We start from the raw sequence: 14,521 nt of genomic DNA on the forward strand, positions 1-14,521 counted from the left end.
CGCCAAGGTGGCGTAGGACTCAGCCCGATATTCCCTGGTGCCCCGTCACCAGCCCGCCCAGAATGCGCTCCATTTCCATGGCGGGCATGGGGCGGAAGAAATAGAACCCCTGGATCAGGTCGCAGCGCATCTCCCGGATCAACGTCAACTGTTCAAGGTTCTCGACGCCTTCGGCCACCACCTCCAGTCCCAGGCGATGACCGATGAAGACCGCAGCCTCCATGATGGCCCGATCCTCGGGCTGATCCGGCGCATCCCGCACGAAGTTCCGATCGATCTTGAGCGCCGTGACCGGGAAATGCTTGAGATAGCTGAGCGACGAATAGCCGGTACCGAAATCATCGATGGCGATGCGGAAGCCCAAGTGGTGAAGTCGACGCAAGCCTTCCAAAATTCTGTCGTCGGCTTCGATCAGCACATTCTCGGTGAGCTCGATACCGATATGCCGGGGTCCCAAGCCGTAGCGCGCCAGGCAGTCCTCGAAACGCTGAAACACATCGCTCCGGCTCATCTGCCGGCCGGAAAAATTGATATCGATGCGTTCGATTGCCAAACCGGCATCTCGCCACAGCGCACGTTGATGACACGCAGTCTCCATGACCCAGTCACCGAGACGATGGATCAGGTCGGAGCGTTCTGCGAGGGGAATGAATTCGGCCGGAGAGATTGGAGGACCCTCTGCCGGCTGCCAGCGAAGTAGCGCCTCCAGATTCTCGATACGACCACTCACGGCAGATACCTGTGGCTGGTAGTGCAGCGAGAGCTCTTCGCTTTCCAGTGCCTGCTCCAGCCGGTCGACAAGCCGGTGCTGGTGGAGCAGCTCATCGTGGAGCTGCTGATCGAAAAACCACACGCTACCGCGACCATCCAGCTTGGCCCGGTTCTTGGCCACATCGGCATTGCGGATCAGCTCGCGGGCCGAATCGCCGTTGTCTGGATAGAGACTGACGCCGAGGCAAGCCGTCACCTGGCGCCGCGAACCATCTACCTGGAAGGGAGACCGCAGAGCCTGCTGGACTTTTTGAACCAGCTGCGAAAGCACATCCTCACGCTGGAAGCCCGGAAAAGCGATCACGAACTCGTCGCTGGAGAGTCGAGACATCATGTCGGAGGCTCTCGTCACCCGATGCAGCCGCCGGGTCAACTCGACCAGCAATCGATCGCCTTGTTCATAGCCGAGGGCGTCATTGATCTCCACGAAGTGATCGATATCTAGATAGATCAGTACCAGCCCGCTGTCATATCGACGGCAGTCGGCAATGGACTCATTAAGCTGTTCCTCGAAGGTCTGACGATTGGGCAGGTGAGTCAGCGAATCGAAGCGGGTGGCAAAATCCAGCTCGCGATGAGCCCGCTTCTGATCCGAAAGGTCCACGTCGACACAGAACATCAGGGGGTCATCGGTGTGCTCGCCAAGCATGACATGGTGTGAGAAGACCGGGACCAGCTCCCCGCTCTTGTGCTGGAGCTCAAGCTCTTCGGCAGGGATCTCGACCCCTTCCTCTACCCAGGCACGATGTGCCTGGATCACGGGTTCGCGCATCGGCCCCGGAATGATCAGCTCTTCCAGCAACTGTCCCTGGGCTTCCTCGGCGGCATAGCCATAGACTCGGGTACTGGCCTCATTCCAGTAGATCACGCGACGGTCACGATCATAGCCCTGTACCGCCACCTTGGGCAGACTCTCCAACAGTGCCCGGAAACGCTGCTCGCTCTCCAGGTACTGGCGGCGCACAACCTCGATATCATCCCGAACGCTATTGTCTCGGGTATAGGGCTTTCGCGCTTTGACCTGCTGCCACCGATGCGCCAGCCAGTGCCTGAAGCCGGTATCGCGACCACTCATTAACTCTTTCGACCCCTCTCATCATCGCAAAACGATGTCGCCACTCCTTATGAGGCGGGATGGCCCCAACAAACGACTTCGAGAACCCTCATCCTACCTACATGTGTAGGAAATATCCTACACGTAATGATGGCCAGGCCACGCACTGCCAACCGACTTTTTAACGAATCATTCAACCCGGCAGTACGAGAAGTTTCATACAATTTTTGACATTTCGTTGCAAATCTTCTCCTTTTCCTAGGGTTGCCCGGGTTGTCGGGCAACCACGGGGCAATGACGCCCATCATCCAATGGAGAAGATCCAATGAAACTCGATACGCTCAAGTACGGCTTCGATCCCGCCACCATGCCTGTCGACCCGGTAGCCGACTACTGGTCGCCGGAAGTCACCAGTGACCTGCAAGAACAGGACTGGGCCAGGGCCGAAGTGCGCTCCCGGGTGGACCTCGAAGCATGGCAGACGTTCACCGCCGACCTGCCCCGGGATCCCTATGTCAACCGTCGCTGGAAGCGCATGTCCTGGCTGACTTTGGATGAGCGAGGCGAGGCCTATGACATGGGCCATTGTCCCATGGCACAAGGTGGCGCTTTCAATGATGCCGAGAGCATGGCGGACCGGCTTCGCTACTATGATCCACTGACGCCCGAGTTCATGGCCCGTCCGGATGTGAAGGCATTTGTGCGCGCCTGGGCTCGGCTTTGGGACCTGAAGCCGAACGAACCCATCCTAATGCAGATAACCGGCGTTCGCGGCGAAGGCATGGTCGACCCCCTGCAGGGCCAGGGTATTCATGCCGACGGCTGCAAAGCGCTGAGCATTCTGGTATTGAACCGCCACAATGTCGCCGGGGGCGATAATCACCTCTATGCCGACAAGGCGGGAACCCGCCCCCTGGTCGACACGACCCTCGCCCCTGGTGATATCCTTCACCTGCGTGACGACCGTCTCTACCACAGCGTGGACGGGATCCACCAGCAAGATGTCGAGGAACCCTTCGAGCGCTTTATCATCATCATCAACAGCCGCTTCGTGGATGAGTTCCAGAACCGCATCTTACGTCGGCATTTCCCCGATGCAGTGCTCAACGAGACCTGCTAATCCCCCACCACTGACCCGGTAACGAGACGCCCCCCGGAGGATCCTCCGGGGGGCGTCTCGTTACCTGCGGTACGGACTCAAGCGTGGGCTATGCCTTACTGGCGGATACCCTCGAAGGTCACATAGAGCTCGAGCTCGTGCATCACCTCGGGGAAATTGCTCATGTCGATGCCGTAGTCGGCCAGCGTCAGAGTAGTAGAGCCTTCGAAGCCGGCACGATAGCTACCCCAAGGATCCTCGCCCTCACCCACCAGAGTGACCGGCATCTCGATTTCGTTGGTCTCGCCATGGAGCGTCAGCTCGCCACTCAGCACGCCTTCATTGTCGCCGCTCGGTTCGAAGCCGGTGGAGGTGAAGGTGGCTGTGGGGTACTCGCCCGCATCCAGAAAGTCATCGCTCTTGATGTGCTTGTCACGCTCGGCGTGGTTGCTGCTGAGGCTGGCTACATCGACCTCAACGCTGGCAGATGATGCTTCCAGGTTCTCGGGATCGTAGCTGAAGCTGCCGGAGAATTCCTCGAAGCTGCCGAGGATGTAGGAGTACCCCAGGTGGCTGATCTTGAACTGCACGAAGGCGTGCTGCCCATCTTCGGTGTCGATGACGTAATCGGCGGCCTGAGCCTGGCTGACGCCCACCAGCGCAGCGGCACTCAGGGCGGTGGCAATAGCGGTCTTTTTGATCATCCGGTGTTTCTCCTTCGGGTCGTGTCGGGAAATTATCGCCTCAGGGACGACGAGAACGGCGGGGATCGACCATGCGCATCAAGACGTCGTTGCGATCGATCCAATGATGTTTCAGGGCGGCCAGGGTATGCCCCGCCGCCAGCAGGACAAGGGCCAGGGCACTGTACCAGTGGATTTGGCCAGCCACGGTGGCTTGATTGGGCAGGTCGCTGATCAGGGCGGGCACCACGAAAAAATCGAAAACGCTGATCCCCTTGCCTTCGGCGGTGGAGATCAGGTAGCCGCTGACCATCACTACCAGCATCAGCACATAGAGGCCGATATGGCCAAAATGGGCGGCCAGACGCTCGAGCCGATGTCCCTTCTCCACCGGCGCCGGGTTGGCGATGCGCCACACCACGCGAAACAGGGTGGCGAACAGCAGCAACATGCCGATGGAGCGATGCCACCAGGGTCCCAGGTTGTACCAACTGTCATAGTAGCCGAGCTCTGTCATCCACCAGCCCAGGGCGAAGAGGCCGAAAATGGCCAAGGCACTGAGCCAGTGCAGCAGGATGCTGACCATTCCCCAACCGCTGCGGGTGTTCTTCCACATGTTCAGGTGCCTCGGTTCGCGCCATGCCTACGGGAAAAGCTATAGCAGTAGCTTACCGCAGCGCATCAACGGCATCCCCTGAAAAAAGCCGAACACACCATTCGGAAAAACCACATGCCGCCCGCCACGGCAGGCATGGCGGGCGGCATGTAAGGCAAACCACACGAATCGAGATCAGACCAAGGCGTCGAGCCCCCGGGCCAGGTCAGCGCGAATGTCTTCAATGGCCTCCAGGCCGACCGCTACACGGATCAGCCCCTCGGTGATGCCGGCGGCGTCCCTCTGGTCCTCCGAGAGGCGTCCATGGGTGGTGGTACCGGGGTGGGTGATGGTGGTCTTGACGTCACCCAGGTTGCCGGTGATGGAGAGCAACCGGGTCGCATCGATCACCGACCAGGCCGCCTCGCGTCCGCCCTTAACCTCGAAGCCCAGCACCGCCCCATAGCCCTGCTGCTGGCGACTCGCGAGCTCGTGCTGCGGATGAGTGGCCAGGCCACTGTAGTGGACCCGCGCCACCGCGGGATGTCCCTCCAGCCACTCGGCCAGTATCCGCGCATTCTCGCAGTGAGCCCGCATGCGCAGGTTGAGTGTCTCCAGGCCCTTAGTGAAGATCCAGGCATTGAAGGGGCTCAGGCAGGGACCGCAGGTGCGCACCACCCCGAACACTTCCTCGAGTTCCTTGTCACGTCCCACCACGGCGCCCCCGATCGCCCTGCCCTGGCCATCCAGGTACTTGGTCGCGGAATGGATCACCAGATCGGCCCCCAGCGCGATAGGCCTCTGCAGCGCCGGGGTGAGGAAGCAGTTGTCGATAGCCAGCCAGGCGTCATGCCGCCGGGCGATCCTGGCCAACTCCTCGATGTCCACCACCTCGGATAGCGGGTTGGACGGTGTCTCGGCAAACAGCAGCCGGGTGGCCGGGGTCACCGCCGCCTCCCAGGCCTCGAGGTTGGACAGCTCCACGTAGCGCGTCGTGATGCCCAGCTTGCCCAGATACTTGTCGAACAGGCTGACCGTGGAACCGAACAGCGAGCGTGAGGCCACGATCTCGTCACCGGACTCGAGCAAGGCCAGCACTGTTGCCAGGATCGCCGACATGCCGGAGCTGGTGGCTACGCACCGCTCGCCGCCCTCCATGGCCGCCAGGCGCTGCTCGAAGGTGCGCACCGTGGGGTTGGTGAAACGCGAGTAGACATTACCCGGTTCCTCGCCACTGAACTTGGCCGCCGCCTCGGCAGCGCTGCCGTAGACGAAGCTCGAGGTCGGGAAGATCGGCTCACCATGCTCCTGCTCATGGGTCCGCTGGTGACCGGCACGGATCCCCAGGGTCTCCAGTGCCCATTCCTGTTGCGGTGTCTGATCCTGCTGCATGACCTGCCCCTCAGTCGTCTATGTCGTCTTCCTGGTTGTGCATTCCCACCAGGGCATGGCCGCCGGCGCTGTGCTGCTGCTTGGCATCGTCGCTGCGCGAGGCCTCGAGGGCCGACAGGTAACGCTCGTCAATATCACCGGTGACGTACTTGCCGTCGAACACCGAACAATCGAAGGACTCGAGCTCGGGGTTCACCTCGCGACAGGCGGCCTTCAGGTCCTCGAGGTCCTGATAGAAGATCCGGTCGGCGCCGATCAGCTCGCCCACCTCGGCCTCGCTGCGACCGTGGGCGATCAGCTCGCTTGCGGCCGGCATGTCGATACCGTAGACGTTGGGATAACGCACCGGGGGCGCCGCAGAGGCGAAATAGACCTTGCGCGCACCCGCCTCGCGGGCCATCAGAATGATCTGCTTGCAAGTGGTGCCGCGCACGATGGAGTCATCCACCAGCAGCACGTTCTTGTCCTTGAATTCGACACCGATGGCATTGAGCTTCTGACGCACCGACTTCTTGCGCTGGGTCTGGCCCGGCATGATGAAGGTCCGCCCGATGTAGCGGTTCTTCATGAAGCCCTCGCGATAGGTCACGCCCAGATGCTGGGCAAGCTCCAGCGCAGAGGTGCGCGAGGTATCGGGAATGGGGATTACCACGTCGATATCGTGCTCCGGCCACTCGCTCTGGATACGGTCGCCGAGCTTGCGGCCCATCTGCATGCGAGTGCCATAGACATAGGCACCGTCGAGGATGGAGTCGGGGCGTGCCAGGTAGACGTGCTCGAAGATGCAGGAGGCGAGGCGCGGGTAATCGGCACACTGCTGCGTATGGATGGTCCCTGTCATGTCGACGAAGATCGCCTCGCCCGGCGCCAGGTCACGGTGCAGTTCGAAGCCTCCCACGTCCAGCGCCACCGATTCGGACGCGATCATCACCTCCTGTCCCTCTCCCTCGTCGCGGGTACCGAACACTACCGGACGGATACCGTGCGGGTCGCGAAAGGCCACCATGCCCACGCCGTTGATGATCGCCACCGCGGCAAAACCACCCCGGCAGCGCCGATACACACGGCGTACCGCGTCGAAGATGTCGCCAGGTTCAAGGTGCAGGCCCTGCTTGCCCAGCTCGTGAGCGAAGACATTGAGCAGCACCTCAGAGTCCGAACTGGTGTTGATATGGCGAAGGTCTGAGGAGAACAACTCCTGCTTGAGCTGGTCGGAATTGGTCAGGTTGCCGTTGTGGGCCAGGGTGATACCGTAGGGCGAATTGACGTAGAAGGGCTGGGATTCCGCCTCACTGGAGGAGCCGGCGGTCGGATAACGCACATGGCCGATGCCCAGGTTTCCCTTCAGGCGAGCCATGTGACGGGTGTGGAATACGTCTCGTACGAGCCCGTTGCTCTTGCGCAACAGGAAGCGGCCCTCATGCCAGGTCATCATGCCGGCGGCATCCTGTCCGCGATGCTGAAGCACCGTCAGGGCGTCATAGATGCCCTGGTTCACCGCCTGCTTGGCCATCAGGCCCACGATACCGCACATTCCACCTTACCTCGCTTGCCCGGAACTTGCTTTAAAGAGTAGGGACGGGAGCGTGATCCGGCCCGTCCCGGGATTTCCATGTCAGGGAGTCGTCGCCCTTTCGGCGTCTTCCTGTGCCGGCTCGGCGTCACTTGCCGGCGACTGCTCCGACCGCGGCAGGGAGAGCTCGCGCATTGACTCAGGCGCCTCGGGCAGGCGCCCTTCCCAGGCCTCGAGACGGCTTACCGCCCAGTCGCGGAGCTGCTCGAAGCTTGGCCGAAGCTCGGCTTCCTGCCAGGCTTGCAGTTGGGTCAACGGCGTCAGGCTGATCAGGATGGTCGCCAGCACCAGGATCGCCGCGCCCTTGGCCATGCCAAAGGCGGCACCTGTCACCCGGTTCAGCAGCCCCATCCCGACCCACTCCACCGCGGCATGAATCCCGCGGATAATGAGGCCGCAAAGCAGGATCACCGCGAAGATCACCAGCACGAAAGCCAGCACCAGGCGCCCATCCGGGTTGTCGATCACTCCCGAGAGCAGATCCGCCACCGGCTCGGCCAGCAACCTTGCCGCCAGCAGGGCAATGATCCAGGCGGCCAACCCAAGGGCCTCGCGGATCAGCCCGCGCAGAAAACCGGTCAGCCCGGTCACCACCAGTACCGCCACGAAAAGCCAGTCGATCCAGGTCAACGCCATGGTCAGTTGCCCGTCCGCACCAGCAGGCCCTGAAGGTTGGACTCGGCCTTGAGCTCAGCCATCATCTCTTCGCCCTCACGGGAGGTGGCGTAGGGACCGACATAAACGGTAGTCAGGCCGTTGTCGCGGACGCGACTGTAGACGGGAAGGCCCTGCTCGGCCAGGTCAGACGCCAGACGCTCGGCATTGGCCGGCTCTGCGAAGCTGCCCACCTGGACGGCCCACTCACCCTCAGGGGCCGTTGCAGCCGGTTCGCGGTTCGCCTGCTCGGCCTGGCTCGCCAAACGCTGGTCAGCGGCGCGCGCTAGCTCGGCGATGGGATCCTCGGCGGGTGCACCGGTAGACTCGGTATCCGCGGTCCCGGCGGAGGACGACTCAGCCACGGTCTCGACCGCCTCCTCGGCGCGATTCTCGGAGCTCTCCTGGCCAGACGACGACACCCCGCCGGGCGACTGGATCTGTCCGAGGCTCGCCGGCGGTTCCGGGTCGGGCACATCACGCCGCTCGACCTCCACCGGCTGCTCGATAGTCATCACCGGCTGAGGGCGCTCGCTGCGCGGTGCCGGGTCGTCGAACAGCATAGGAACGAAGATCACCGCCAGGGCGATCAGGATTATTGCTCCGCTGAGACGTTCTCGCATTCCGTATTTCATCTCGCTCCCTCGATGACCGAGTCTTCTCCTGCAGTCTGATCCGACGCCAGCCACCATTCCAGTACCTCGGCCACGGTGAAGAAGGAGCCACAGACCAGCACCCGATCCTCGGGCGCTAGCCGAGCCGCCAGCCATTCGGCCGCACCAACCGGCGAGCCGCCGCGGTGCCACACTTCAGCACCATGGATGACCAGGCGCCCGGCCAGGTCATCCGCCGTTCGGGCACGCTCCCCCGCGAGGCTAGCCGGGACCCAGGCATCCACCACCGGCACCAGGGCGCTGATCACGCCATCGGCATCCTTGTCGACGAGCATGCCCAACAGGCCAATGGTGCGCCCTTTGCAGGGGCACGCCGCCAGTCGCCGGGCCAGATAGCCGGCGGCATGGGGATTGTGGCCGACGTCCAGGCACCACTGCCCCAACCACTGCATGCGTCCGGGCAGTTGGACACTGGCAAGAGCCCGGCGACAGGCGTCCGCGTCGAGAGCGACACCGGCCAAGGCCAGGGCTTGCAGAGCAGAGGCAGCATTGTCCAGGGGCAAGCCCGGGTCGGGCAGATCGGCCAGCGTGAGTTTCTGACCCCGGAAGGTCCAGCCAGCACCCTCGCCTTCACGGAAGAAACCCTCACCCAGAGCATGGACCCGAGCACCCAACTCAGCGGCTACCTGGCGCACGCTGTCCGGCAGTGCCGTGCTGCCCAGCACCGCAGGCCTACCGGCACGCAGGATGCCGGCCTTCTCGCGGCCAATGCCCTGCAGATCGGTTCCCAGGAAAGCGGCGTGGTCCTGGGCCACTGTGGTGATCACCGCCACATCCGGATCGATGATGTTGACCGCATCCAGCCGACCGCCGAGACCGACCTCGAGAATCGCCAGGTCTACTCGCCCTCGGCTGATAGCCCATAGCGCCCCAAGGGTGCTTACCTCGAAGTAAGTCAGACTGACCGGCTCACCCGCCAGACGCGCGACCTCCACCGCCTCGAAACCGGCGATCAGCGTCGCGTCATCGGCCTCCCGGCCGTCCAGCCGCAGGCGTTCGTTGTAGCGCAGCAGGTGGGGGGAGGTGTAGGCCGCGGTGGAACGACCATGAGCACGGCCCAGTGCCTCCAGCATGGCAACGGTCGATCCCTTGCCGTTGGTACCGGCCACGGTGACGACACGGTCGGCAAGAGCCGCATCGAAGAGCCCCATTCGACGCGCGACCTCGGCCACACGCTCCAGACCGAGGTCGATGCCGATCGGGTGAGCCGCTTCCAGCCTGGCCAGCCAGGCCGGAAGCGTATCGGGAAAGGTGTGATCGCTCATGCCGATCGGTCATCGCGCCGTATCAGGGCGCTCGCCGTTCTGCTCGGCATCACGGTCGGCCTCAGGCTCGGTAGCCGGCAGGCTGCTCGTGACTTGGACCTCTTCCTGTTCGGCCTGCTCGGCCGCCTGCACCAGATCGGGCTCTTCGGTGACGAGAGTACCCTGCCCGGCAACCGGCCAGTGAGTAAGCTTGCGCAACACACCACCTAGACGCTCGCGTATCTCGCCACGGTGGACGATCATGTCCACGGTCCCGTGTTCGAGCAGGAACTCGCTGCGCTGGAAGCCTTCCGGCAGCTGCTCGCGGACCGTCTGCTCGATGACCCTGGGGCCAGCGAAGCCGATCAGCGCATTGGGCTCAGCCACATTGAGGTCACCGAGCATCGCCAATGATGCCGTGACACCACCGAATACCGGATCGGTAAGTACCGAGATGTAGGGCACGCCGGCCTGCTTGAGCTTCTCCAGCGCCGCTGAGGTCTTGGCCATTTGCATCAATGAGAACAGCGCCTCCTGCATCCTTGCCCCACCGGAGGCGGAGAAACAGATCAGCGGGATGCCTTCCTCCAGCGCGACGGTCGCGGCACGCACGAACTTCTCGCCCACCACCGCGCCCATGGAACCGCCCATGAAGGTGAACTCGAAAGCCACCACCACCACCGGAAGCCCCTCCAGGGAACCGCGCATGGCGATCAGCGCATCCTTCTCGCCGGTCTCCTTCTGGGCTGATGCCAGGCGGTCCTTGTACTTCTTGGAATCGCGGAACTTGAGACGGTCGACCGGCTCAAGGATAGCAGCGATCTCCTCACGGCCTCCCTTGTCCAGAAACCAGTCCAGCCGCTTTCGGGCCGTCAGCCGCAGATGATGGTCACACTTGGGGCAGACGTTATGGTGCTTCTCCAGCTCGGGGAGATAGAGCACTGCCTCGCACTTGGGGCACTTGCGCCACAGACCGTCAGGCACGCTCGCCCGGCGATCCTTGCGCTGGATGCGGCCCACAGAGGGCACGATCTTGTCTAGCCAGCTCATGTCAGAAACACTTCCGTATAGGCTGAAGTCCCCGGCGGCGCCGGGGACGGGGTCGATTCGGTTGACGATGGGCCAGGATCAGGCGTCCAGCGCCTGGCGCATCTCACTCAGCACCGCCTCCAGGGCAGCCGGGATCGCCTCGGGCCGTTCGGCGTATTCGGCGATGCGGTTGACCAGTGCCGAGCCGACGATCACGCCGTCGGCGACCTTGCCTACCTCGGCCGCCGAAGCACCATCGCGGATGCCGAAGCCCACACACAGCGGCAAGTCGGTCATCTCGCGCAGCGGCGCCAGATGCTCGGCCACATCCTCGGCATTGAGTATCGCCGAACCGGTCACACCCTTCAGCGAAACATAGTAGATGTAGCCCTCGCCGTGGGCGCATATTGTAGCGGCCCGGGCGCGCGACGTGGTAGGCGCGACAAGGAAGATCGAGGCCAGCCCACGGGCCTTGAGCAATGGGCCGACCTCGTCGGCCTCCTCCGGCGGCATGTCGACGACCAATACGCCATCGACGCCGGACTCGGCAGCCTGGTCGGCAAAGGCTTCCAACCCGATACGCTCCACCGGGTTGAGATAGCCCATCAGCACCACCGGCGTCTCGCTATCAGTCTGGCGGAACTCGCGCACCATCTCGAACAGATGGGACAGCCGTACGCCGTGCTTGAGGGCGCGCTCGCAGGCCTTCTGAATCACCGGCCCATCGGCCATGGGGTCCGAGAATGGCACTCCCAGCTCGATGACATCGGCACCCGCCGCCACCAGGGCATGCATGAAGCCGACGGTATGCTCAGGTGCCGGGTCACCAGCGGTTATGTAGGGAATCAGCGCGCGACGGCCCTGGGCCTTGAGCGCGGCGAAGCGTTGGTCGATACGATTCATGGTCTGGGCCATCATCTAGAATTCGATTCCGTCGATCTTTGCCACCGTCATGATGTCCTTGTCACCACGACCGGAGAGGTTGATCACGATGTTCTGGTCGGGACGCATGGTAGGCGCCAGCACCTTGGCATAGGCCAGGGCATGGGCGGACTCCAGGGCCGGCATGATGCCCTCGACACAGGTCAACTCGCGAAACGCCTCGAGGACCTGGGTGTCGTTGGCGGCCACGTAATTGACCCGCCCCACGTCCTTCCACAGCGCATGCTCGGGACCCACGCCGGGATAGTCCAGGCCCGCCGAGATCGAGTGGGTGTCCGACACCTGGCCGCCCTCGTCGGACATCAGGTAGGTCCGATTCCCGTGAAGCACCCCACGCGGCGCCCCGGACGCCAGCGGCGCAGCGTGGCGGCCGGTCTCGACACCGTCACCGCCGGCCTCGACGCCATACATGACGACCTCATCATCCTCGACGAACGGATAGAAGAGCCCCATGGCGTTGGAACCACCCCCCACGCAGGCGACCAGGGCATCGGGGAGCTTGCCGAATTCCTCGAGAGACTGGCGTCGTGCCTCGCGCCCGGCCACCGCGTTGAAGTCGCGCACCAGCATCGGGTAGGGGTGCGGCCCGGCCACGGTACCGATGATGTAAAAGGTGTCGTCGACGTTGGTCACCCAGTCGCGCAACGCCTCGTTCATGGCGTCCTTGAGCGTGCGGGTGCCGGACTCGACCGGGATGACGTTGGCGCCCAGAAGATGCATGCGATAGACGTTGAGCTTCTGGCGCTGCACGTCCTCGGCGCCCATGTAGACCTCGCATTTGAGTCCCAGACGTGCCGCCACGGTGGCGGTCGCCACGCCGTGCTGGCCGGCGCCGGTCTCGGCGATCACCCGAGGCTTGCCGCTCTTCTTGGCGAGCAGTGCCTGGCCGATGGTGTTGTTCACCTTGTGGGCACCGGTGTGGTTGAGATCCTCGCGCTTGAGCCAGATCTGTGCCCCTCCGAGCTGCTTCGACCATCGCTCGGCGTGATAGAGCGGTGACGGGCGGCCCACGTAATGGGCCAGGTCATAGTCGAATTCCGCCTGGAAGGCCGGGTCATCGCGAAGACTCAGGTAGGTCTTCTCCAGCTCATCCAGGGCGAAGCTCAGGGTCTCCGAGACGAACCGACCGCCGTAGGCGCCGAAATGGCCACGGGCATCCGGCAGTCGGGTCAGGTCACTGAACTTGCTCACGAAAGACACCTCACAGGGTCGCCAGAAAGGGTGTAAGAGAAAAGCGATGAAGCGAACGACTCAAGCGCCGGAGCGCTCATCATCGGCCCGGCGCACGGCTCGCAGGAACGCCGCCATTCGCGAGGCATCCTTGATGCCGGGGCGGACCTCGATGCCGCCGGAGACATCCACGGCGAAGGGGGCCACGGCCGCGATCGCCTCGGCCACGTTGTCCGGCGCCAGACCTCCGGCGAGGATAACAGGTTTTGTCAGATCTGCGGGAATTCGCGACCAGTCGAAGGTCTCGCCAGTGCCCCCCGGCACGCCCGGCCGATAGGCATCGAGCAGCAGGGCCTGGGCACCGGCGTAGGTCACGGCAGCGGCGGGCAGATCGAGGCCATCGCGCATGCGCAATGCCTTGATCCAGGGGCGGCCAAGCCCCAGGCAAAGCTCGGGCGGCTCATTGCCATGGAACTGCAGCAGATCCAGACAGGATGCGCAGCGCTCGATCACACCACGGTCGGCATCGACGAACAGCCCCACTCGGGTGACGAAGGCCGGCACTCGGGCACAGAGCTCGGCAAGCCGCTGCTCATCGATGGCTCGCTTGCTCCCTGGCCAGAGCACGAAGCCCAAGGCATCGGCCCCCGCGGCCACGGCGGCATCGACATCCTCGGGTCGGGTCAGGCCGCATAACTTCACGCGGGTACGCTGGGTCATGTCGCCTCCTGGTCGGCTACCACCGGGCGGCCGCGGCGAAACTCGACCATCGGGCAGTCGGGAAGCGGCCGTTCGCCGGTCCATTCGCCGAGGAAAGCCAGAAGATTAGGGCCCAGCGGTTCGCGGGGCAGCCCCCAGCTCTCGTCGTAGAGCGAGTCGACGAAGTGCAGGCCACAGGCAGGAGCCGTCACATCGGCAAGTCGCCGGTTCTTCAGCGCCATCAGCTCGGCCAGGTAGTCGTCGCCGCGCTCACCACGTCCTACCGTGACCAGGGCACCGACGATGTTGCGGATCATGTGATGCAGGAAGGCATTGCCCTGGACGTCGATGACCACCAGCTGGCCATGGCGGTGCACCTCGATGAAATGCAGGTGACGCCAGGGAGTCTTCGACTGACAGCCGGCGGCGCGAAAGCTCGAGAAGTCATGTTCTCCAACCAGAGCCTGAGCGGCCCGGTGCATGGCCTCGGTATCCAGAGGATCCCGACACCAGGTGGCGTTGGCCCGCTCCAGCACCGGACGGCTCGGCTGATTGAGAATCACGTACCGGTAGCGCCTCGCCAGGGCTTTGAAACGCGAGTGGAAGCTGTCGGGGACCGACTTCACCCAGCGCACCGCGACATCCCGGGGCAGATTGGCATTGACGCCGAATACCCAAGCCTTCTCGGTGCGAGGCACCGGAGGGTCGAAATGAATGATCTGACGGGTGGCGTGGACACCAGAGTCGGTGCGCCCGCTGGAATGGACGCGCACCGCCTGACTGGCCACCCTGCCCAACGCCTTCTCGAGCGCGCCCTGCACGGAGGGCGCCTGCTTGAGAAACTGAAAGCCGCAGTAGGCACTGCCGTCATACTCCACCCCCATGGCCAGGCGGCCAGTCAGGGGGAGGTGGTCATCGAGGGATCGGAAAAGGGTCATTCGA

The 14,521-nt window shown here is 63.5% G+C and carries 14 protein-coding genes; 1 reads left to right on the forward strand and 13 read right to left on the reverse strand.

The genetic code is table 11. The annotated features are described in order from the left end of the window. Positions 1–19: 19 nt before the first annotated feature. Complete coding sequence (locus tag BMY30_RS02205; protein WP_089710147.1) at positions 20–1,846, reverse strand: putative bifunctional diguanylate cyclase/phosphodiesterase; 1,827 nt, start codon at positions 1,844–1,846, stop codon at positions 20–22. Positions 1,847–2,150: 304 nt separating this feature from the next. Between BMY30_RS02205 and BMY30_RS02210 the strand changes: the two genes are divergently transcribed. Next, the gene (locus BMY30_RS02210; RefSeq protein WP_089710149.1) at positions 2,151–2,945 is read left to right on the forward strand and encodes a 2OG-Fe dioxygenase family protein; all 795 of its coding nucleotides are present in this window, start codon (positions 2,151–2,153) and stop codon (positions 2,943–2,945) included. Between the two features lie 95 nt (positions 2,946–3,040). Here BMY30_RS02210 and BMY30_RS02215 read toward each other — a convergent pair whose 3' ends face one another. The 12 genes from BMY30_RS02215 to truA form a co-directional block, all read right to left on the reverse strand. Then, positions 3,041–3,628, reverse strand: a complete 588-nt coding sequence (locus tag BMY30_RS02215) for a YceI family protein (protein ID WP_089710152.1) — start codon at positions 3,626–3,628, stop codon at positions 3,041–3,043. Between the two features lie 40 nt (positions 3,629–3,668). Continuing rightward, positions 3,669–4,223 (reverse strand): cytochrome b, encoded by a 555-nt coding sequence (locus tag BMY30_RS02220; protein ID WP_089710154.1) that lies wholly within the window; start codon positions 4,221–4,223, stop codon positions 3,669–3,671. A gap of 174 nt (positions 4,224–4,397) precedes the next feature. Further along, positions 4,398–5,594, reverse strand: a complete 1,197-nt coding sequence (locus BMY30_RS02225) for an O-succinylhomoserine sulfhydrylase (protein ID WP_089710156.1) — start codon at positions 5,592–5,594, stop codon at positions 4,398–4,400. A gap of 10 nt (positions 5,595–5,604) precedes the next feature. Beyond that, positions 5,605–7,128, reverse strand: a complete 1,524-nt coding sequence (gene purF, locus BMY30_RS02230; protein WP_089710158.1) for an amidophosphoribosyltransferase — start codon at positions 7,126–7,128, stop codon at positions 5,605–5,607. An 81-nt stretch (positions 7,129–7,209) separates the two neighbouring features. Then, a complete protein-coding gene (locus BMY30_RS02235; protein ID WP_089710159.1) occupies positions 7,210–7,803 on the reverse strand; it encodes a CvpA family protein in 594 nt (197 codons plus the stop codon). A 2-nt stretch (positions 7,804–7,805) separates the two neighbouring features. After that, positions 7,806–8,444 carry an SPOR domain-containing protein gene (locus BMY30_RS02240; RefSeq protein WP_244516096.1) on the reverse strand — a complete coding sequence of 213 codons (639 nt, stop codon included), beginning with the start codon at positions 8,442–8,444 and terminating at the stop codon, positions 7,806–7,808. Positions 8,445–8,452: 8 nt separating this feature from the next. Further along, positions 8,453–9,760: a bifunctional tetrahydrofolate synthase/dihydrofolate synthase gene (gene folC, locus BMY30_RS02245; protein WP_089710163.1), complete on the reverse strand. Its 1,308-nt coding sequence runs from the start codon at positions 9,758–9,760 to the stop codon at positions 8,453–8,455. 9 nt (positions 9,761–9,769) lie between these two features. Continuing rightward, on the reverse strand, positions 9,770–10,789 hold the full coding sequence (accD, locus tag BMY30_RS02250) for an acetyl-CoA carboxylase, carboxyltransferase subunit beta (protein WP_089710164.1): 1,020 nt from the start codon (positions 10,787–10,789) through the stop codon (positions 9,770–9,772). A 78-nt stretch (positions 10,790–10,867) separates the two neighbouring features. Then, positions 10,868–11,671 carry a tryptophan synthase subunit alpha gene (gene trpA, locus BMY30_RS02255; RefSeq protein ID WP_089710347.1) on the reverse strand — a complete coding sequence of 268 codons (804 nt, stop codon included), beginning with the start codon at positions 11,669–11,671 and terminating at the stop codon, positions 10,868–10,870. Between the two features lie 15 nt (positions 11,672–11,686). Further along, complete coding sequence (gene trpB / locus BMY30_RS02260) at positions 11,687–12,901, reverse strand: tryptophan synthase subunit beta (RefSeq protein ID WP_089710166.1); 1,215 nt, start codon at positions 12,899–12,901, stop codon at positions 11,687–11,689. A gap of 60 nt (positions 12,902–12,961) precedes the next feature. Next, the gene (locus BMY30_RS02265; protein ID WP_089710168.1) at positions 12,962–13,600 is read right to left on the reverse strand and encodes a phosphoribosylanthranilate isomerase; all 639 of its coding nucleotides are present in this window, start codon (positions 13,598–13,600) and stop codon (positions 12,962–12,964) included. Then, complete coding sequence (truA, locus tag BMY30_RS02270) at positions 13,597–14,517, reverse strand: tRNA pseudouridine(38-40) synthase TruA (RefSeq protein WP_089710170.1); 921 nt, start codon at positions 14,515–14,517, stop codon at positions 13,597–13,599. Before truA ends, BMY30_RS02265 begins: the two co-directional genes overlap by 4 nt. Positions 14,518–14,521: the final 4 nt, after the last annotated feature.

It is taken from the genome of Halomonas daqiaonensis (genome assembly GCF_900109725.1).
GTDB lineage: Bacteria > Pseudomonadota > Gammaproteobacteria > Pseudomonadales > Halomonadaceae > Halomonas > Halomonas daqiaonensis.